Raw genomic sequence first — 19,814 nt, forward strand, 5'->3', positions numbered from 1 at the left:
TTTTAATGGAAATAAATTTCCAGTAAACTGGATGACATGGATATTAACGAACGCATTGCCCGTCGCGTACGCGAACTGCGCAGCGAGCGCGGCTATTCTCTTGACGCGCTGGCCGAGCGCAGCGGGGTGAGTCGCTCGAGCATTTCGCTCATCGAGCGCGCCCAGACCAGCCCGACCGCCAACGTGCTGGACAAGCTCGCCTCGGCACTCGGCGTGACGCTCGCGTCGATGTTCGAGCCGGGCGTCGAGGAAGACGCCCCGCCCTCTCCGCTGGCCCGCCGTGCCGACCAGCCGGTGTGGACCGACCCCGACTCGGGCTACGTGAGACGCAACCTCTCGCCCGCCCAACCGTCGCCGCTGCAGTTCGTCGAGGTGCAGTTTCCCCCGGGCGAGCGTGTGGCGTATGACACCAGCGCACGGGACAACGAGGTCTGGCAACAGATCTGGGTCATCGAGGGCACCATCGAGATCACGCTGGGCGACGCCAGCTGGCGCCTGGAGGCGGGCGACTGCCTCGCAATGCGGCTCGACCAGCCGATCGGGTTCCACAATCCCGCGAAGTCGACGGCGCGTTACCTCGTCGGACTCGTGACGCTGCCCTTCGTCCCTGCAAGGAGACCTTCCTGATGTCGTTCCCGAACTCGTCCCACCCGGCCTCCCCTGTCCCCCCTTTCGAGGTCTCGCTGCACCGGCTCGACGGCGCCCAGGCGCTCGCCTGCGTCGAGGCGTTGACGGATGTCCTCATCGATTGCGTGGAAGGCGGAGCCTCGGTGAGCTTCATGCGACCGCTCACCCGCGAGCGCGCCGGCGCGTTCTGGCGCAAGGTCGCCGAAAGCGTGGCGCGGGGCGAGCGCGCGCTGCTCGTGGCACGACGCGACGCCCCCGGCACACCGGGGGACGGGGACATCGTCGGCACCGTGCAACTGATTCTCGATCTACCCGAGAACCAGCCGCATCGTGCCGATGTCGCCAAGATGCTGGTGCATCGCTGCGCGCGGCGCCAGGGCGTGGCGCAACGCCTGATGTCGGCTATCGACGACGTGGCGCGCAGCGAGGGCCGCCACGTGCTCGTGCTCGATACCGTTACCGGGGGCGACGCCGAGAGACTCTATCGACGCAGCGGCTGGCATCGCGCTGGCGACGTGCCCAAGTTCGCCCTGATGCCCGACGGTGCCTTCTGCGCGACCACTTTTTATTACAAACATCTCTGACACCGCGCCGAGGCACGCAAAGTGGCACGAAAACGGAATGCGCTGATGGTGCCACACTGCGTCCAGGACGGACGCCACGCAAAAAACCCGCCGCAAGCGCGACGGGAAGGTCCTGTGCGATGACCCTCGCACAGCGACAGGAGCCAGCGGCGGATCGCCGGAATTGTCACCGGCAGCATCAAAGATGTCGGGGAGTCGGGTCGATACCGCAAGCGGTCCGGGCGCCGACACGGCCCGGCGACTCATAAGCCAATGTCGACGCCGCAATGCGTGCGGCGTGCCCGGAGGGACGGGGCACGCCGGAGTGGCGGTCAGTTGCCGAAGTAAGTCGTGCCGGCACGCTGCAGGCCACCGACGGCGCCGGCGGTGATCGGCGCGGCAGCGGTTGCGGGTTGTGCGCTGGGTGCGGCCTTCGGATACACGGTATCGTGTTGAACGACCAGCCCCGCCTTTTGGGCCTGGATCAGTTCGTCGCGAACCTGGGCGCGGGTAAGCACGCTGGTTTGCGGTACCCACGAGAACTCCGAGGGACCGTCAAAGGCATCGCTGGCGAATGCCGAACCGGCCGACACGGCCAACATGGCGGAAATCAGGGCAGAGGTAAGAAGAGTGCGCTTCATGGTGTTTCTCCTGTCTATTGAAAGGGGCGATGCTTGTTTCATCGTCGACAGTTAAATTCTATTAGTGCGCACTTTGATGATAAATACGACATTCAATAATCATTTATTTCTTATTTAGAAATTATTGAATGAAAAGGGGCCGTATGCGTTTCCATGTGCATCACACCCATCTCTATCCGGGCGCCCGACTCACGGCGCTCGACGGGCGACTCGCGTCAGCAGGCGCGGTGATTTTGGAATTCAGCGACGGCGCGGGAAGCGTCGGCCAATACGAACGCAACGCCGAGGGCACCCTGACGTTGCATGTGGCGCCCTATCGCACCATGGCGGGCACCCCATTGCCCGCGAAGCACTGGCGGCTCGTTGCCACCGGTGACGCCAACATCTGGCGTGTCGACCGCAAGCTCGACGCCGACGCCTAACCCGCCACACACCCAAATAGCCATAACGTTTGAGTGGTTATTCCTTTCCGCGGCTTTCCCGCTTCGGCAGCGTCGATCGGTCGTGGCCAGCCTATGTTTCGGTACCCGCAACGCCGGGGCGATGGGTGTGCCCTCACCAGGTCAGTGAGCGCGAACCTGCTACGGCGCGGGTTCGAGTGCCGTTCGCCGAACGCAAACGATCGCCTTGGCGAGTTCTCGCTTCGGAAACCGAAAGAATTGCGCAAAATTCGCCGCTGTGGGTCCGTCTCACGCACGTTCCCGTGAACGTTGACGTTTTGGGAACGGATTCCGGGAGCCAGCAGGAATCTCGGTAAAATCCGCTCCGCCATGGGGTGGCGTACGCCGGAGGAGACGACCACATGCCCCGCCTAGGAGACGCCGGGCCCGCCCTTGGCGATCTCATCGAAGCACACGGCGCGTGCGCCGAACCACGGAAGACAAGCCTCAGATGAAAGCGCCCAGCAACCTGATCACTGGTGAAGTACGGACGAAGATCCGCAGCATGATTCTCGCCTCGGAGCTCAGACCGGGGCAGCGCCTCATCGAGGACGACCTGATCCAGCGACTGGGCGTGGGCCGCACGCCCGTTCGAGAAGCCCTGCTCATTCTGCAAGGCGAGGGGCTCATCGCCCGCAACCGCGGTTGGGAGGTCCAGGGCGCCGACCACCTGTCCGTTCGCGCCATTTTCGAAGGCCGGGCGGCGATCGAAGCCGAAGCGGCCCGATTGGCCGCGCGCAAGATCACCCCGGCGGCGTGCGACGCACTTGCCGCGCTCATCGAGCAAATGGAGCCGGGCAGCGACACGCCGCGGCTCGCGCTCAATCGCCTGAACAGCGAGTTCCACGACCGGATCATGGCGGCCGCCGACAGCGAGGTGCTGGCGCAATTTCACGAGCGCACGCAGTTCTACTATTGGGCGCTGCGTGTGCCTGTCATGTTCTCCGACGGTCAACTGCGCGCGACCAACGCCCAGCACCGGGAACTGCTCGCCGCGCTGCGCGACGGCGACGAGGATCGCGCAGAAGAGGTCGCGCGCGCCCACGTGGAGACTACGCGAGACATCGTGGAGCCGGCGCTGCCGCGCTGACGCGCCTTTGCGTCATTTAGCGTACGTTTGCACAATTTCGCATCCATTCACGCCCGCACACTCCGGTGCCGCGCCGCACAGCGTCGTCCGCCGGATCAGCGCACCTGATAACCGGCGACACGCCAGCGGCCGTCGATGCCGAAGACCATCGTCACCATCTCATGCGCGTCCGCCTTGTTTTCGAACGACGTCTCGTACTGAATCACCACGTACTCACCGTCCGGCTGTCCCGAAATGTGGCGCGTGAAGATCGCGTCGCGGGTTTTACGTGTCTTGACCTTGCCTAGCGGCGTGCGCGCCGATTGCAGGCTTTGCGCCCAGCGCTCGGCCGTCACCGACTGCTGGAACACCGGCGCGGCTTGCTCCCAGCTTTGCTGGGCGCGGTTGACGTCCGTCAGGCCGAGCCAGAGGTTGGCAGCCTCAAGTGCGGGTCGGACGTCGCGATTGATGTCGACCGCAGGCGCGGACACGTTGCTCGCGGGACTGGAGAACAGAGGCGGCTGCGCCGAGCGACGCAGCATCGGCTCTTGCTGCGCGTGCGCTGAGGCGGCAATCAGGCCGCCCCCCGCGACGAGGGCGAGCACCAGCCCACGCCTTGCGGCGCGAAGTCGAAACCGGGGAAACGCATCGGGGTGGAACGTCGGCATTGGCGCGAACTCCTTGAATCGGGAAAAATCGGACGGGCACATTCTACTGGGGCATGGCGTCATTCGACGGGCAGCGAAAGCTGGCGAAGCGCATTGACGCACATCGGCGCACGCTTGCAACGGGCGCACCGGCGTACACTACAATGCTCATCAAATGTCTGTTCCCCCCGCCGGTCATCGCCATGTTGACGACCTCTTTGCTTGCGATCACTTCACTGCTCAGCTTCATGATGTTGCTGATCGTGGGCTCGCTGCTACGTTCGCGCGTGGCAGGCGTTCGCGAATGGTGCCTGGCCAACCTCGCCGTGCTCGTCTCCCTTCCACTGTTCGCGCTGCGCGGCGTGGTGCCCGATTTTCTCTCGATTCCCACGGCCAACGTGGCGCTGGCAGGCGGGCTGCTCCTCTATTACGCCGGGTGCGCTCGTTTCCTTGGTCGGCCACCGCACTGGCGAGTGCTGGCGGCTTTGCTGGCCGGGCTTTGCGCGGTGATGGTGCTCTGGCGCTATGGCTTCGACAGTCCACAGGTCCGCGTGGTGGTCGTCTCGGCCTTCCATGCGTCGATCCTGCTGGCCATCGCCGTCATGATTCTGCGGAACGTGCCGCCGCGCCGCCCGCCTTATTACTATTGGCTGACGGCCGGGCTGGCCACTGCGTTCGCGCTCGGACACATCGTACGCGGCCTGGTGTTCGGGCTCACGCCCGCGCCTGGCCCCGACCTGTTGGCTCCAACGGCATTCAATGCCGTCATGCTCGTCATCGGCTCGGTCGTCATGCCGGCGATGACGATGGGCTCGGTGCTGATGATCCACGATGCCATGCTCGCCACCGCCGAGGAGGCGGCCAACCGCGACTACCTGACGGGCGCGCTCTCACGCAAGCACTTTGACCTGCTGGCGCGTCAGGAAATGGCGCGGGCGCTCTCGCGCAGCCTGCCGCTGTCGATCGTGGTGATCGATCTCGATCACTTCAAGCAGATCAACGACACGCATGGCCACGCAGGTGGCGACACGGTGCTGCGCGAATTCGTGAAGCTGGTGCGCGACAGCCTGCGCGAGGACGATGTGTTCGGGCGCCTGGGAGGCGAGGAATTCGCGATACTGCTGCCGGGCACCGATACGCACGGCGCCATTCGCATCGCCGAACGCTTGCGCACGCAGGCAAGCCGGCATCTGGTGGCGGGCCCCTTCGGCGTGTGCCACTACACGCTGAGCGGTGGCGTCGCGACGTGGCACGAACATGAAAGCCTCGAGGCCTTCTGCGCGCGGGCGGACCGGGCCCTGTACGCCGCCAAGATATCAGGGCGCAACCTCGTGCTCTCCGACGTGTTGCCGAGCGACGAGACCGCGCCCGAAGCCGGTTGAACCCGACGGCCGTGACGCCGCCGGCGGGCTCGGGGTCGATCGCACCGGGCGAGGCCGCGCCACGCGATCAGGCGCGCACGGCATCTTCCACGACGGGGAAGAATTCCCGACGCAATCGCTTCACGTAATCCACCAGATTCGGGTGCATGCCGATTTCGTCGCGCAATGTCATGTCGAAGTGGGGGGACGCCGCGGCGGCGATGAAACCGAACGCCGTGGCGTCCGCACCGCACGGCGTGCTGCCGAAAAAGTAAGGTTTGTCGCCCAGCAGTTGCGCCGCGGCCTGGGTGCCGCGCCGGAGCAACTGCACCTGCTCCGCCGGCGTGAAACGGCTCGTGCCCTGGCCGTGCAGCGTATTGCGGATCTTGCGACGAATGAACGCCTGGGCCAGCGGACGGACCGGCCAGGGCACCGCCTTGAAGAACGCAGCCGGCCCCTTGGCGAAGTTCGCGTCGTCGCACCAGCGCGCCTGCACCACGTGCCAATAGAAGTGATCCTCCAGCGCCTTTTCGAACATCCACGCAGCACCACGCTGCGCGGGCGTGAGCGCCGCGTCGAAATCGAATCCGTACTTGCGCTCGATATGCAGCCGGATCAGCGTCGAGTCCGCCACGATTTCGCCATCGTCGTCGATATAGGGCAGCTTGCCCTTGGGCGCGCGCCGAAATCCGCCGCGATCCGTCTGGTACGGCAGCCCCGCGAGCTTGAGGAGCATCTCGGCCTTGACGACGAACGGGCTCGCGTCGGGGAGCCCGAATGCCGGGCCGAACGTGTACAGGGTCAACATCGTTTGGAAACTCCTGGCGGGATGGAAGCGCGTCACGGCGCAGAGTATTACACGCCGTGGGCTCGCGGGCGAGCCTGAGCGACGCGAGCCGGAAGCCGCCGTCGGTGTGTCGCATCGTGGCTCGCAGACTGTGAATTTATACAGTATTATGTAACCCAATCGAGGAACGTCTTATGGAAATCATCGACTGGGATCAATTGGCGCTGAGCGCCGCCGAGCGCGACCTTGCCGGCATCGTGCGCGAAATCGCGGTGCGCTACGCGCAACATCGCGCCAACGCGCAGCATGAATCGCCGGACGCGGGCGAGAACGGCACCGCCTCCGACGCCGAACCGGCGATGACGCTGGACTGGCGAACGCTGGTGGCGATCGCCGACGAGGCGGAGGCCGATATCGGCCTGCATGCGCGGCACGAACCGTGGGTACTCGCGCGTCTGCTGCGCCTGCCGGGCGATGACGCGCTGCGTCGCGAGGGCAATCTGCCCCCGCTCGATGCCCACGTGGACCTGCAATGGCCGGATGCGCCGGCACCGGCCGTTTTCCGCGCCATCGTCGCGGCATTCGCCGGCGATGATCCGGCGGACGACGACGTACCGCTTCGCGCCGGAGCCTCCGTGCTGTCCGCCGCCTCGCGCGCCGGCAATCCGTCGTGGAACGCGTCGTGAGCGGCGCATGCGACATGGACGAAGGCATCCGGGCCAATGAGGATCAGGCAAGTGCACGATTTCGCGGTCGACGAGGCTAACGATTCCTTCCGCGAGGCGCCAGATCCGGACGCACTGGCGCGTTCCCTGCCCGCGCCGATGGTCTTCGTCGATCTCGAGACGACCGGCGGCAATGCACTGGCCGATCGCATCACGGAGATCGGCGTCGTGGAAGTCGGCCCGCATGGGATCGAACAGTGGAGCACCCTGCTCGATCCAGCCGAGCCGATTCCGCCCTTCATCCAGCAACTCACGGGCATCACCAACGAGATGGTGCGTGGCCAGCCGTCCTTCGGCACGTTGGCGCAGGGGCTCGCCGAACGCCTGCAAGGCAAGCTGTTCGTCGCCCACAACGCCCGCTTCGATTACGGTTTTCTCAAGAACGAGTTCAAGCGCGCGGGCATTGCATTTCAGGCCGATGTCCTTTGCACGGTGCGCTTGTCTCGCCTTCTGTTCCCGTCTGCCGCCCGCCACGGGCTCGATGCCCTCATCGCCCGATTCGGCCTTACTCCGCTGGGCCGCCACCGGGCACTTGCCGACGCCGAACTGCTCTGGCAGTTCTGGCAAAAGCTCCACACAATCTACGCCCCCGATCTGATCGAGCAGGCCGTACAGCGCGTCACGAAACGATCGAGCCAGCCACCACAGTTGCCGGACGAAGCCATCGACGCCCTGCCAAGCCGCCCTGGTGTATATCTCTTCTACGGCGAAGGCGATACGCTGCTCTACGTCGGCAAGAGCGTCGATATTCGGGCGCGGGTGCGCTCGCATTTCTCCAGCGATCACCAGGTTGCGAAAGACCTGCGGATCTCGCAGGAGATCCGTCGCGTGGAGGCCCGGCCGACGGTAGGAGAGCTGGGCGCATTGCTGCTCGAATCGCAGCTCGTCAAGCAACTGCAACCGGTGCACAACCGCATGCTTCGCCGCGCATCCAGCCTCTACAGCTGGCAATTCCTGCCCGGAACCGATACGCCGCGACTGGTGAGCGCAAAGACCGTCGACTTCGCCGATGCCCAGGCGTTGTTCGGTACGTTTTCGTCTCGCACCCGCGCGGAGAGCGCCCTTCGTGCACTGGCCGACGAGCACCGCCTTTGCTGCGCGCAGCTCGGGCTCGAGAAGATTGCGCCGGGACGCCCCTGCTTCGGCTACCAGGTCAAACGATGCGATGGCGTCTGCGTGGGCGAGGCGTCGCTCGCGGCGCACAACGAGCGTGTCCGGGAAGCGCTCGCCACGCTGCAACTGGAAACGTGGCCGTACGACGGCCCCATCGCTATCGAGGAGCACGGCCCCGATGAATACGCCGCCGAGACGGCGTATCACGTCATCGACCGCTGGCAGTATCTGGGCAGCGTGACATCCGTCGACGCGCTCGACGGTCTGCTCGAGCGCATGCCGGCCGTGACCGGCTTCGACCCCGACATCTACCGGCTGCTCGGCAAGCGTCTTGCCGCTTCGGTGACGGATAGCCCTACCGGCAATGGCGGCAATGGCGACAATCGCCGCGCTGGCAGCAGGCGACCTGCCCGAGCAATCGGGCGTGTCACGGGAAGCGAGACCGAGAGCACGGTCGCGTCCGTGATTGCGCGCATGGCGGGAAACGCCGGCACGGGGAATGAAGATGCCAGCCGAAACGACGAAGGCGGCGTGCCGCCCACGCGCAAACCGCTCGCGCCGCTGGTGGTCCTGCGCCTCAAGCGGCCGACCTTTCGACTAAGTCCGGATGATCCGCAGGAAGCCGTCGCGCCAAACCCACGCAGTGTGGCGTTGCTGCGTCGCCGCCAACCGCGTCCGGAAGATCCGGCACAGCTTCGCCTTCCCTTCGACGCACACTGATCCGGCGGCAACTGCCGACCAACCACCCCCAGCCCCGAATCCCCCCGCCATCCAGGCCGTCCCGGCCATCCCCGTCCGGCCGCACCGCCGGACTTTCCTCACGCTTCCCAGACGAGCCCGAGCGCCCCCCGAATGGGGCGCTCCCGACAGCGTGTCTTATTTCTCCCCCACGTCACCTAGGCAAAACCCTCCTTTGCACCGGGAGGCATGAGCATATAAATATTAAGTATTTGCAAAACGCATGCTTAAGGTCGAAGAATACGCAATCCGAATACACCGGGGTTTGCGAAATCGTCGAACCGGGCGTCGTCGATGATCCGGCACCGCGCGGCGCTCGCGACGGTCGTCCTTGCCTACAACGAGCCAGATGGAACTACGCCAACTCGAAGCCTTCGCGGCAGTCATGTCGACCGGTAGCATCACCGCGGCCGGGCGTTTGCTCGGGCGTTCGCAGCCCGCCATCACCCGCATGATTCAGGAGCTCGAAGCTGAGATCGGCTATGCGCTGTTCACGCGTAGCGGCCCGCGTGTCACGCCGACCGAGCAAGGCTTCCTGTTGTTCGAAGACGTCGAGCACGTGCTCGCCGGCCTCCAACAGATTCGCGCGCGCGCCGACGAGATCGCCCGTGGGCAGTCGCGTCCGCTGCACATCGCCGCGACCTCGGCGCTTGCCGCCGGTCTCGTACCCGCCGCCCTCGCCCTGCCCGGACTCGCGCACGACAGTCCTCAGATCCAGATGCGGAGCACGTCGCCCGAACAGGTCGTGCACGCCGTACTGACCGGTGCCGCCGACATCGGTGTGACCAGCCTGCCGCTGGAGCATCGCGGCATCGTAGTGCACTGGATAGGACAGTCGGCCTGTGTGGCCGCCGTGCGCGACGACGACCCGCTGATGCGGCACGACCGCCTGCCGCTGGCCGAATGCGCCGGACGCCGCATCATCACGATGCAGAATCCCTACCGCCTGCGCCGCCGCCTGGACCAGGCGTTCTCGCAGGCGGGTGTGGCGCCCGTCGGCCTCATCGAGACCAACGCGTCGATCAATGCCATGACGGCCGTGCGCGCCGGGCTCGGTGTCGCGGTGCTCGAGCCGGTGACCGCCTACGGCCTGCCGCTTGCCGGCGTGGCCGTGCGCCCGATCGACGCCGACATCCCGTTTTTCTTCGGCGTCATCACCCGCGACGCACGCGAGCCCTCGCCTGCCGCGCTCGCCTTCGTGCAGGCTCTGGCCGACGCCGCCCGGGCGTTACTGCCCGATTACGTGCAACACGCCGCCACCGAACACGCCCAAGTCCTGCAGTCGCTATACGGCGACCTGCCCGCCCCCAAGGAAGCCTCGTCGTCATGAACTTGTCCCCGACATCGGCCACTGGCCTGCCCGCGCTCGAAGCGCGCCTGCGTCAGGACCTCGCCTGGCTCGAACTGCCCGCCAGGCGCTGGGTGCCCGAACGCATCTTCAACGGCCAGTCCGTGCTCGACGTCGCCATCATCGGCGGCGGCATGGCAGGTCTGGCGGCCGCGGCCTCGCTCACGCACCTCGGGGTGGGCGCCGTCGTCTTCGATCAGTCGCCACGCGGCTTCGAAGGCCCCTGGGCCACGACCGCCCGCATGGAAACGCTACGCTCGCCCAAGCAACTCACCGGCCCTGCGCTCGGCCTGCCCGCGCTCACGTTCCGCGCCTGGTTCGAGGCCCAGTTCGGCCGCGACGCCTGGGAGGCCCTGGACAAGATCCCGCGCCTGCAATGGATGGATTACCTTCGCTGGTATCGCGACGTACTCGACATCGACGTGCGCAACGAACATCGCATCACGTCGGTCGCACCGCGTGGCAGCGACGGCCTGGTGGCGCTGTCGGTCACATCGGCCGAGGGCGATTCGACGGTCTACGCGCGCCATGTGGTGCTGGCGACCGGCCGCGACGGCCTGGGCGGCCCGAGCGTGCCCGGATTCGCGCGTGACCTGCCGCGACGCTTCTGGGCGCACTCGTCGGACACGCTGGACTACTCGACGCTGCGCGGCAAGCGTGTCGGCGTGATCGGTGCCGGTGCCTCGGCCATGGACAGCGCCGCCACCGCCCTCGAAGCCGGTGCGGCCAGTGTCGACCTGCTCATTCGCCGCGCCGACATCCCGCGCGTCAACAAGGGCAAGGGCGCCGGCAACCCCGGCCTCACGCACGGTCACGTCAATCTGCCGGACGACTGGAAGTGGCGCATCCGTCACTACGTCAACGCGCAGCAGGTTCCCCCCCCGCGCGGCAGCACCTTGCGCGTCTCACGTCACGACAACGCGCGCTTCAACCTCGGCGCGCCGATTCTCGACGTCGCGCCGGTTGGCGACGCCCTGCACGTACGCACCGCCAAGGGCACCTTCGTGCTGGACTTCCTCGTGTTCGCCACGGGCTTTCGCATCGATATCGAAGGGCGTCCGGAATTCGCGCCGTTCGCCAGGTTCGTGCGCAAGTGGGGCGACCGATATTCGCCCGCACCGGGCGACGAGGACGCAGAACTGTTCGACTCGCCCGACCTCGGCCCGTCGTTCGAGTTTCTCGAAAAGACGCCGGGCGCATGCCCCGGCCTGGAGCGCATTCACTGCTTCTGCGCGCCCGCCACGCTCTCCCACGGCGCCGTCTCGGGTGACATTCCCGCCGTGAGCGAAGGCGCGAAGCGTCTCGCCCAGGGCCTCGCCGGCACCTTCTATCGGGAGGATGTCGAGTACCACTACGCCAACATGGAAGCGTATGCCGAGCCGGAGGTCTATGGTGACGAGTGGAGCCCCGCGCCGCCGCCCGCGCCGCTGAGTGCGCCCGACAACGCCGCGAACGGCGAGGAGCGCATCGCATGACGGCGTGGATTCTGCGCCGCCTGCTCCAGGCGGTGTTCGTGGTGTGGGTGATGACGCTGATCGTCTTCATCGGTCTGCACGCGATCGGCAATCCGGTCGACATCCTGATCGGTCAGGACGTCGATCAGGTCGATCGCGCGCGCATCATCGCGCAACTGGGCCTCGACCAGCCGCTGTGGCGCCAGTATCTGTCGTTCCTGGGTGGCGCGCTGCACGGGGAGCTCGGCAACAGCTTCGTCTACAACGTGCCGGCCATCCAGTTGATTCTGCAACGCCTGCCCGCCACGCTTGAGCTCGCCTTCGCCGCCCTGATGCTCGCGGTGTGCATCGGGATTCCGCTCGGCCTGTTCGCCGGCCTCTATCCACGCAACCCGATCTCGAAGCTGCTCATGACCGGCAGCATCGTGGGCTTTTCGCTGCCCACGTTCTGGGTCGGCCTCATGCTCATCATGTTTTTCTCGGTGCATCTGGGCGTGTTGCCCGCGAGCGGTCGGGGCGAGACGGTGAGCGTCTTTGGTGTCGAGTGGTCATTTCTCACAGCCGACGGGCTGCGGCACCTGATTTTGCCCGCGCTCAATCTGTCGCTGTTCAAGATTTCGCTCGTGCTGCGCCTCACCCGCGCCGGCGTGACCGAAGTGCTGCCGCAGGACTTCGTGAAATTCGCGCGCGCCAAAGGCCTGTCGCCGCTGCGCGTGGTGCTCGTGCACGTGCTGCGCAACACGCTGATTCCGCTGGTGACAGTGATCGGCCTGGAGTTCGGCTCGACGATCGCCTTCGCCGTGGTGACCGAAAGCGTGTTCGCCTGGCCCGGCGCGGGCAAGCTCATTCTCGACAGCATCAACTCGCTCGATCGCCCCGTGATCGTGGCGTATCTCATCGTCGTGGTGTGCCTGTTCGTGTCGCTCAATCTGATCGTGGACGTGCTCTACAAATGGCTCGATCCGCGAGTGCGCGTGGAGGCCGCCGCCTGATGTCGCTCAATCCGCAATCCCATGGCGCGCACGGCGCGCCCGCGCTGGCACCGGAATCCTTGCCGATGCGCCGCGAATCGCCCTGGCAGCAGGGTCTGCGCGAATTTCTTCGCTCCCGGAGCGCCATGCTCGGCCTGGTGGTGCTCGTCGTGCTTATCGCCGCCGCGCTCGCCGCTCCTTGGATCACGCCGCAGAACCCCTACGACCTGATGCAGCTCGACGTGATGGACGCGCGCCTGCCGCCGGCGACGGTCAACGGCCTGGGCACCTTTACCTACTGGCTCGGCACCGACGGTCAGGGCCGCGATCTGCTCTCGGGCATCATTTACGGTCTGCGCATCAGCCTGGGCGTGGGTGTCGGCTCGGCGCTGATCGCCGGCATGCTCGGCACGGTCCTCGGGCTCGTGGCCGCCTACGCGGGCGGGCGTGTCGACGCCTTCATCATGCGCCTGGTCGATCTGCTGCTCTCGTTCCCGTCGATCCTCGTGGCGCTGATGATCCTCGCCTACGTGGGCAAGGGTATCGGCAACGTGGTGCTCACGCTCGTGGTGCTCGAATGGGCTTACTTCGCCCGCACCGCGCGCGCCCAGGCGCTCGTGGAATCGCGCCGCGAATATGTGGAGGCCGCGCGCTGCCAGGCGATTCCGGACTGGCGGATCGTGCTCGGGCACATCCTGCCAAATTGCCTGCCCCCGCTTATCGTCGTGGGTTCGTTGCAGGTCGCGCGCGCCATCACGCTCGAAGCCACGCTGTCGTTCCTCGGTCTGGGCGTGCCGATCACCGAACCGTCGCTCGGCCTGCTCATCGCCAACGGCTACCAGACGATGCTCTCGGGCGAATACTGGATCAGCCTTTATCCCGGCCTCGCACTGCTCGTGACGGTCGTCGCCATCAATCTCGTGGGCGATCGCCTGCGCGACGTCTTCAATCCAAGGTTGCAGAAATGAGCGGCGCCGTGTCTTCCCCGTCTTCCGCCGCGTCGTCCCCACTGACGCTTGAAGTGCGCAACCTGCGCACGCAGTTCGTCACGCGCGCGGGCACATTGCCCGCGGTCGACGACGTGTCGTTCTCGTTGACGCCCGGCCACATCATGGGCCTCGTGGGCGAGTCAGGCTCGGGCAAGTCGGTGACCGGCTTCTCGATCATGGGGCTGGTCGACGCTCCGGGGCGCATCGCGGGTGGCGAAATCCTGTTCCAGGGCCGCGATCTCACGAAAATGGCGCCCGCCGAGTTGCGTCACCTGCAAGGCAATCGCATCGCGATGATCTTCCAGGACCCCATGATGACGCTCAACCCGGTGCTGCGCGTCGACGCGCAAATGATCGAGGCCGTGCGCGCTCACCAGAAAGTGTCGAAGGCGCAGGCGCGCGAGCTCGCGCGAGACACACTCGGCATGATGGGCATTCCGAGCCCCGACGAGCGTCTGCGCGCCTACCCCCACCAGCTCTCGGGCGGCATGCGCCAGCGGGTGGCGATCGCCATCGCCATGTTGCACCGCCCCGATCTGATCATCGCCGACGAGCCCACCACGGCGCTCGACGTGACGATCCAGGCGCAGATTCTCTCCGAGGTGCAAAAGCTCGCGCGTCAGCACGGCACGGCGCTCATCTGGATCACGCACGATCTGTCGGTGGTCGCCGGGCTGGCCGATACGCTCGCCGTGATGTACGCGGGACGCATCGTCGAACAAGGCGCGGTCGACGCCGTGCTCGATACCCCTCAGCATCCCTACACCGCCGGTCTCATCGGTAGCCTGCCGAGCCTGAACAAACGCGGACAGCGTTTGCGACAGATTCCCGGCATGACGCCGAACCTGCTCGCCATGCCGGCCGGATGCGCCTTTGCGTCACGATGCGCGTATGCGAGTGCGGCCTGCGCCGAGCGTCCCGAGATGACACAGACACTGCCAGGGCGCCTCGTACGCTGTTTCCATCCGGGCGCCGCGCTGCAAAAGGAGATGGTATGAATACGCCGCTGCCGCAAAGTCAGACGGCCAACGCCGGCTACGGCAACACGCCTCGGCCAAGCGCCACGCTGCCCGCGCCGATCGTGTCGCTGCACGGGGTGAGCAAACGCTTCGGCGAGCGACGCGTCGGTCCCGTCGCGCGCGTGCTCGAGCGCGCCGGACTCGCGCATCCGCCCACTGTCGTGCGGGCCGTCGATCACGTCGACCTCATCGTGAAGCCGGGCGAGGTCGTCGGGCTCGTCGGGGAATCGGGCTGCGGCAAGTCCACGCTCGGGCGCCTGCTCGCGGGCCTGCTCAAGCCGTCGTCAGGCGAGGTGCAGATTCACGGACGCGCGGCCGACTCGCTCTCCGAGCGCGAGCGACGCGACGCACGACTGAAGATCCAGATGATCTTTCAGGATCCGTACGCGAGCCTGAACCCGCGACTGCGCGTGGACCGCATCGTCGGCGAGGGCGCCCTCGTGCACGGACTCACCGATCGCGCGGGTTTCGACGACTACGTGAGCGCCCAGTTGCAGCGTGCCGGACTCGATCCCGCGATGCGCCATCGCTATGCACACCAGTTCAGCGGCGGCCAGCGCCAACGCATCGGCATCGCACGGGCGCTTGCCGTGAACCCGGACCTGCTGGTGTGCGACGAGGCCGTCGCAGCCCTCGACGTCTCGATCCAGGCGCAGATACTGAATCTGTTCATGGACCTGCGCGAGCAGTTGAAGCTGACGTACGTCTTCATCAGCCACGACCTCGGCGTGGTCGAGCACCTGTCCGATCGCGTGGTGATCATGTATCTCGGGCGCGTGGTCGAAAGTGCGCCGGTCGAGGAAGTCTTCCGCCGGCCGAATCACCCGTACACACAGGCGTTGCTCGCAGAAATTCCTCGCATCGACGTGCGCCACAAGACGTTCTCGGCCATTCGCGGCGAAATCCCCAGCCCGATCGCACCGCCGGGCGGCTGTCATTTTCATCCGCGATGCCCGCACGCCATGCCGCGGTGCCGCACGGAGGCGCCGACGCTGCGCGGGGTGGCCATCAACCACGTCAGCGCCTGTCACCTGAACGACACCTGAAATTCCGGTGCGCGCACGTGTCGGTCGACATCATCGCGCGTGTTATCTCTGTCCATCATCCACGACCAGGATTGCCAATAATGAAACGCTTCTTGTTGCCCTCGCTGGCTGCCGCGCTGCTCATCACCAGCGCTGCGGCTTCGGCCCAGTCTTCCCAGACGCTGCGCATCGCATTCGCCGACCCGCTGTCGTCGCTCGATCCGCAACTGAACAATCACGCCGGTGACCGCTCGGTGGATCTGCATTTCTGGGATCTGCTCGTCGAGAACAAGTGGAACAAGCTGCAACCGGGGCTGGCTGTTTCGTGGAAAGCGCTCGACGCGAAGACGTGGGAGTTCAAGCTGCGCCCCAACGTGAAGTGGCACGACGGCCAGCCGTTTACCGCCGCCGACGTCATCTTCTCGTACACGCGTGCACGCAATGTGCCGGGCAGCGTGGCGACCTTCGCCGGCTACCTGCGCACCATTGACACGATGAGCGCGCCGGACCCGCTCACGCTCGTGGTGAAGACCAGGATTCCGAATCCGGATCTGCCGCTCAATCTCGCATCGGTGCATATCGTGAGCAAGCACGTGGGCGAGAAGTCGAACACCGACGACTACAACGCGGGACGCGCCATGATCGGCACCGGTCCGTTCAAGTATGTCTCGTACACGCCGGGCGACCGTGTGGAAATGGTGCGTAACGACAACTACTGGGCAGGCAAGTCGGAGTGGGAAAAAGTCGACTACCGTTACGTCAACAACGGCGCCGCGCGCACGGCGGCCCTGCTCGCGGGCGACGTCGACGTGATCGACAAGGTGTCGGCCTCGGACATCGCGCGTCTGAAGAAGTCGCCGAACGTGACCGTGTACCCTTACCCCGGCCTGCGCGTGATGCTGTTGCAACCGAGCTTCCGGGAGGGTAGCAACCCATACATCACGGACAACGCCGGCAAGCCGCTGGCGAAAAATCCGCTGCTCGATGTGCGCGTACGCCGCGCGCTCTCGCTCGCGATCAACCGCGATGCCATCGTCACGCGCATCATGCAGGGCACGGCGAGCGTGGCCAACCAGTGGATGCCGAAGGACACGTTCGGCTACAACCCCGAGGTGAAGGACATTCCGTTCGATGCCGCGCAGGCCAAGAAGCTGCTCGCTGAAGCCGGCTTCCCCGAGGGCTTCAAGCTGACCATGCACGTGCCGAATGACCGCTATCCGCAAGGTCCGGAAACCGCGCAGGCCGTGGCGCAATTCTGGACGCGCATCGGTGTGAAGACGCAGGTGGAAGTGGTGCCCTGGGCGGTGTACTCCGGCCGCGCGAACAAGAACGAGTACGCCATGTCGATGCTCGCCTGGGGTAACGGTACCGGTGAAGCCAGCTACGCGCTCGTGAACGTGCTCGCCACTGTCGACGCCAAGAAGGGTCTCGGGGCATCGAACTGGGGTCACTACAGCAATCCGGCCGTGGACAAGGCGCTCGACGCGTCGACCTCGGAATTTGACGAAGGCAAGCGCGAAGCGATTCTGCGCCAGTCGGTCAAGCTCGTATCGGACGACGTCGGCGTGATCCCGCTGTATCACTATCAAAACATCTGGGCCGCGCGCAAGGGTCTGAAGGTAACGCCGTTCACGAGCGATCGCACCGTCGCGATGCAAGTGACCAAGGTCGCCAAGTGAGCCGGCGCGCCGCGTTATGACGTCATCGCTCATTCTCACGGCAACGCCTGCCGACGCCTTGATCGACGTGCCGCGTCACCTCGTGGTACGCGGCGCGGCGCCCGGCGCCCGCGTCACGCTCACCGCGCGCACCGCGCGGGCGGGCGGCGTGATCTGGCATGCCCGGGCGACGTTCGCGGCCGATGCCGACGGTGTCGTCGACGTCGCGCGCGACGCGCCGGTCGACGGCAGCTATCAAGGCGTGTCGCCCATGGGGCTCATCTGGTCGCAGGTGCCGGAAGACGGCAAGAGCCGCGAGGTGTTTCCCCAGCCGGTCGCGGCACCGCTCGTCACGACCGTGGTGGCGCACGCGGAGTCGGGCTCGGACACCCATTTGGGTTCGACGCCGTCTGTCGGGTCATCATCCGTGTCGTTCACGCAGCGGCTTGCCGCCGAAGGGGTCACCCGCCGAGACGTGCGAGAAGACGGTCTGGTCGGCACGCTCTACCTCCCGCCTGGCGCCGGACCGCATCCGGCCGTGATGATCCTCAACGGTTCCGGTGGCGGCATCAACGAGCCCCGCGCCGCGCTATATGCGTCGCACGGTTACGCAGCCTTTGCGCTCGGCTACTTCAAAGCGCCGGGGCTGCCCGACTACATCTCCAATACGCCGCTCGAGTATTTCGCGAAGGGCATGGCATGGCTGCGCCGCACGGTGCGTCCGGCGCACGATTTCGTCGCGCTCTCGGGGCAGTCGCGTGGCGGCGAGCTGGTGTTGCTGCTCGGTGCGACCTTCCCCGAGGCCGTCTGCGCAGTCATCGGCTACGTGCCGAGCGCCCTGATTCATAGTGCACAGAATGCGTGCGATCCGGCCATCGGACGCGAAGGGCCGACGTGGCTGCTCGACGGCAAGCCGCTGCCGCACATTTGGGAGAACAATCGCGCGGCGTCGTGGGCGCCCTTCGACGAAGGGCCGCCGCCTCATCGCCACACTCGGGCCATGCTCACGGCGCTGGACGACCCTGATGCGGTCGAGCGGGCCCGCATCCCGGTCGAGAAGATCCGGGGGCCGGTCATGCTGCTGTCGGCGGAGGACGACGGCTCATGGCCTTCGAGCCGGTATTCGCGCATGGTGACACAGCGACTCGCGGCACATTCGCATCCGTACCCCGTTGAACATCTCGATTTCGAGAACGCCGGGCATGCCATCGTGTTCCCGTACGTGCCCACGACGCAACTCGTCTACGCGCACCCCGTGTCGGGCAAGATCAGCACCGGCGGCGGCGAGCCGGATGCGAATGCGCTTGCCGACGAGCGTTCGTGGACTGCCGTGCTGGCTTTCCTCGCGCAGGCCGTGGCCGCGCGTGCCTACTCAAAAGGACAATCATGACCGCCCCTACCTCATACGATCTCGCCAACGATCTGGTCGACCGCGTCGCCGGCCTGGCCCCTGGTTCCCCGACACATACGTTGCGTCATGCGCGCGACAAGGTCGCCGTGGCCACGCAGGGCAGCTACGACGGATTGTTCGATCCGGCGCTCGAAGGCATCTCCGTGGTCGAGCGCCTGCTTGTTGCGTTGTATGCCACCCGACTGACGCCCGCACCGGCACTTGTCGAGCACTATCGAGCCGAATTGAGCAAGCACTCGGTGGATGCCGCGCAGTTAGCGGCGGCGGTATCCGGACAGCCGGAGGATGTTGCCGAGCCGCGTCTGCGCGCGATGCTGGCGTTCACGCGCACGCTGATCGAGAACCCTGTCGAGGGCGACAAGGCGGCGTTGCTGAAGCTGCCGGCGGCGGGGCTGAGCACGCCGGCCGTGGTCGCGCTGGCGCAGTTGATTGCGTTCCTGTCGTATCAGACGCGTCTCGTCGCGGGCCTTCAAGCCCTCAAACAACTCGCACCGCAGGAGGTGGCAGCATGAGCGACATCATCCGTTCTCACGGCTTCACCAACGAGTCGCTCGATTGGGACGCATGGCTCGATGTCGTCTCGCTCGAGAACGCGACGCCGGAACAAGTCGCGGTACTCGAAGAGAGCCATCCCAAGGCGAAGACGTCGGATTACTACCTCTTTCTCGTTCACCAGCCGGAAATCCTTCGCCAGCGCTCGGCCGCGTTCAACGCCATCATGTACGCACCGGGCGGTATGCCGCGCGCTGAACGCGAGCTGTCCACGACGGTCGTGTCGCGCATCAATGGGTGTGTGTATTGCGCGTCGGTGCATGCGCAGCGTTTCGAGCAGTTGGCCAAGCGAAACGATGTGATCCGTGAAGTGTTCGACGATCCGCGCACGGCAGGGACGACCGAGCGGGAAAAGGCGATTAGGCAATTCTCGATTGACTTGACGGAGAAGCCCGGAGACGTGGCGCCCGCGCAGTTGCAGGCGTTGCGTGACGCCGGTCTGACAGACGCGGAGATTCTGGACCTGATTCACTCCATTGCGATCTTTGCCTGGGCGAATCGCCTGATGTTGAATTTGGGTGAACCGGTATTCCCCGAGACTGGACCGGCGTGATTGAATCGGTCATTGGCGCTTGCGGTGCCGATGTGACCTGCCCCCTTCAATAGGGCCAATGGGCTTCTAGCAAAGTCCCTTTAAACCAACTCCTGGAAAGCGGCAGGAGCATCCGCGGTTGCC

18 protein-coding genes and 1 pseudogene are annotated in these 19,814 nt (G+C 65.8%); 16 read left to right on the forward strand and 3 right to left on the reverse strand.

Annotated features, from left to right (window positions below; translation table 11 throughout):
• Nucleotides 1-36: 36 nt before the first annotated feature.
• Both PMO31116_RS11380 and PMO31116_RS11385 read left to right on the forward strand, forming a co-directional pair.
• The gene (locus PMO31116_RS11380) at nucleotides 37-627 is read left to right on the forward strand and encodes a helix-turn-helix domain-containing protein (protein WP_145864325.1); all 591 of its coding nucleotides are present in this window, start codon (nucleotides 37-39) and stop codon (nucleotides 625-627) included.
• Nucleotides 627-1,211 carry a GNAT family N-acetyltransferase gene (locus tag PMO31116_RS11385; RefSeq protein WP_150566802.1) on the forward strand — a complete coding sequence of 195 codons (585 nt, stop codon included), beginning with the start codon at nucleotides 627-629 and terminating at the stop codon, nucleotides 1,209-1,211. The genes PMO31116_RS11380 and PMO31116_RS11385 overlap by 1 nt, the downstream gene beginning before the upstream one ends.
• Nucleotides 1,212-1,522: 311 nt before the next feature.
• Here the strand turns inward: PMO31116_RS11385 and PMO31116_RS11390 are convergent, their stop codons facing one another.
• A complete protein-coding gene (locus PMO31116_RS11390) occupies nucleotides 1,523-1,831 on the reverse strand; it encodes a DUF4148 domain-containing protein (RefSeq protein ID WP_150566803.1) in 309 nt (102 codons plus the stop codon).
• Nucleotides 1,832-1,959: 128 nt separating this feature from the next.
• Between PMO31116_RS11390 and PMO31116_RS11395 the strand changes: the two genes are divergently transcribed.
• Entirely contained in the window at nucleotides 1,960-2,253 is a 294-nt protein-coding gene (locus tag PMO31116_RS11395; protein ID WP_145864328.1) for a hypothetical protein, read from the forward strand.
• 469 nt (nucleotides 2,254-2,722) lie between these two features.
• Entirely contained in the window at nucleotides 2,723-3,361 is a 639-nt protein-coding gene (locus PMO31116_RS11400; protein ID WP_150566804.1) for a GntR family transcriptional regulator, read from the forward strand.
• 95 nt (nucleotides 3,362-3,456) lie between these two features.
• Here PMO31116_RS11400 and PMO31116_RS11405 read toward each other — a convergent pair whose 3' ends face one another.
• Nucleotides 3,457-4,008 (reverse strand): DUF4019 domain-containing protein, encoded by a 552-nt coding sequence (locus tag PMO31116_RS11405; protein ID WP_174971177.1) that lies wholly within the window; start codon nucleotides 4,006-4,008, stop codon nucleotides 3,457-3,459.
• A gap of 182 nt (nucleotides 4,009-4,190) precedes the next feature.
• Here PMO31116_RS11405 and PMO31116_RS11410 point away from each other — a divergent pair, with 182 nt between their 5' ends.
• Nucleotides 4,191-5,369 carry a GGDEF domain-containing protein gene (locus PMO31116_RS11410; protein WP_150566806.1) on the forward strand — a complete coding sequence of 393 codons (1,179 nt, stop codon included), beginning with the start codon at nucleotides 4,191-4,193 and terminating at the stop codon, nucleotides 5,367-5,369.
• Nucleotides 5,370-5,436: 67 nt separating this feature from the next.
• On the opposite strand, the gene PMO31116_RS11415 is transcribed toward PMO31116_RS11410, so the two are convergent.
• Entirely contained in the window at nucleotides 5,437-6,156 is a 720-nt protein-coding gene (locus tag PMO31116_RS11415; RefSeq protein WP_150566807.1) for a glutathione S-transferase C-terminal domain-containing protein, read from the reverse strand.
• Between the two features lie 173 nt (nucleotides 6,157-6,329).
• Between PMO31116_RS11415 and PMO31116_RS11420 the strand changes: the two genes are divergently transcribed.
• From PMO31116_RS11420 to PMO31116_RS24415, 11 genes and pseudogenes are all read left to right on the forward strand, one after another.
• Nucleotides 6,330-6,821: a DUF2471 family protein gene (locus PMO31116_RS11420; protein ID WP_150566808.1), complete on the forward strand. Its 492-nt coding sequence runs from the start codon at nucleotides 6,330-6,332 to the stop codon at nucleotides 6,819-6,821.
• A gap of 36 nt (nucleotides 6,822-6,857) precedes the next feature.
• Complete coding sequence (locus PMO31116_RS11425; protein WP_150566809.1) at nucleotides 6,858-8,693, forward strand: exonuclease domain-containing protein; 1,836 nt, start codon at nucleotides 6,858-6,860, stop codon at nucleotides 8,691-8,693.
• A 367-nt stretch (nucleotides 8,694-9,060) separates the two neighbouring features.
• Nucleotides 9,061-10,041 carry a LysR family transcriptional regulator gene (locus PMO31116_RS11430; RefSeq protein WP_150566810.1) on the forward strand — a complete coding sequence of 327 codons (981 nt, stop codon included), beginning with the start codon at nucleotides 9,061-9,063 and terminating at the stop codon, nucleotides 10,039-10,041.
• Nucleotides 10,038-11,534 (forward strand): flavin-containing monooxygenase, encoded by a 1,497-nt coding sequence (locus PMO31116_RS11435; RefSeq protein ID WP_150566811.1) that lies wholly within the window; start codon nucleotides 10,038-10,040, stop codon nucleotides 11,532-11,534. The genes PMO31116_RS11430 and PMO31116_RS11435 overlap by 4 nt, the downstream gene beginning before the upstream one ends.
• The gene (locus tag PMO31116_RS11440) at nucleotides 11,531-12,505 is read left to right on the forward strand and encodes an ABC transporter permease (protein WP_023594834.1); all 975 of its coding nucleotides are present in this window, start codon (nucleotides 11,531-11,533) and stop codon (nucleotides 12,503-12,505) included. The genes PMO31116_RS11435 and PMO31116_RS11440 overlap by 4 nt, the downstream gene beginning before the upstream one ends.
• A gap of 65 nt (nucleotides 12,506-12,570) precedes the next feature.
• A complete protein-coding gene (locus PMO31116_RS11445) occupies nucleotides 12,571-13,452 on the forward strand; it encodes an ABC transporter permease (protein WP_246185257.1) in 882 nt (293 codons plus the stop codon).
• An 8-nt stretch (nucleotides 13,453-13,460) separates the two neighbouring features.
• Nucleotides 13,461-14,471, forward strand: a complete 1,011-nt coding sequence (locus PMO31116_RS11450) for an ABC transporter ATP-binding protein (protein WP_425494788.1) — start codon at nucleotides 13,461-13,463, stop codon at nucleotides 14,469-14,471.
• A 68-nt stretch (nucleotides 14,472-14,539) separates the two neighbouring features.
• Entirely contained in the window at nucleotides 14,540-15,538 is a 999-nt protein-coding gene (locus tag PMO31116_RS11455; protein ID WP_150566843.1) for an ABC transporter ATP-binding protein, read from the forward strand.
• An 80-nt stretch (nucleotides 15,539-15,618) separates the two neighbouring features.
• Nucleotides 15,619-17,196 carry an ABC transporter substrate-binding protein gene (locus PMO31116_RS11460; protein WP_150566813.1) on the forward strand — a complete coding sequence of 526 codons (1,578 nt, stop codon included), beginning with the start codon at nucleotides 15,619-15,621 and terminating at the stop codon, nucleotides 17,194-17,196.
• A 16-nt stretch (nucleotides 17,197-17,212) separates the two neighbouring features.
• Nucleotides 17,213-18,565, forward strand: coding sequence for an acyl-CoA thioesterase/bile acid-CoA:amino acid N-acyltransferase family protein (locus PMO31116_RS11465; protein ID WP_150566814.1), 1,353 nt, complete (start codon nucleotides 17,213-17,215; stop codon nucleotides 18,563-18,565).
• Nucleotides 18,562-19,691: pseudogene (locus PMO31116_RS24415) on the forward strand (CMD domain-containing protein). Before PMO31116_RS11465 ends, PMO31116_RS24415 begins: the two are co-directional and overlap by 4 nt.
• Nucleotides 19,692-19,814 lie beyond the last annotated feature (123 nt).

The organism is Pandoraea morbifera, assembly GCF_902459575.1.
GTDB classification, from domain to species: domain Bacteria; phylum Pseudomonadota; class Gammaproteobacteria; order Burkholderiales; family Burkholderiaceae; genus Pandoraea; species Pandoraea morbifera.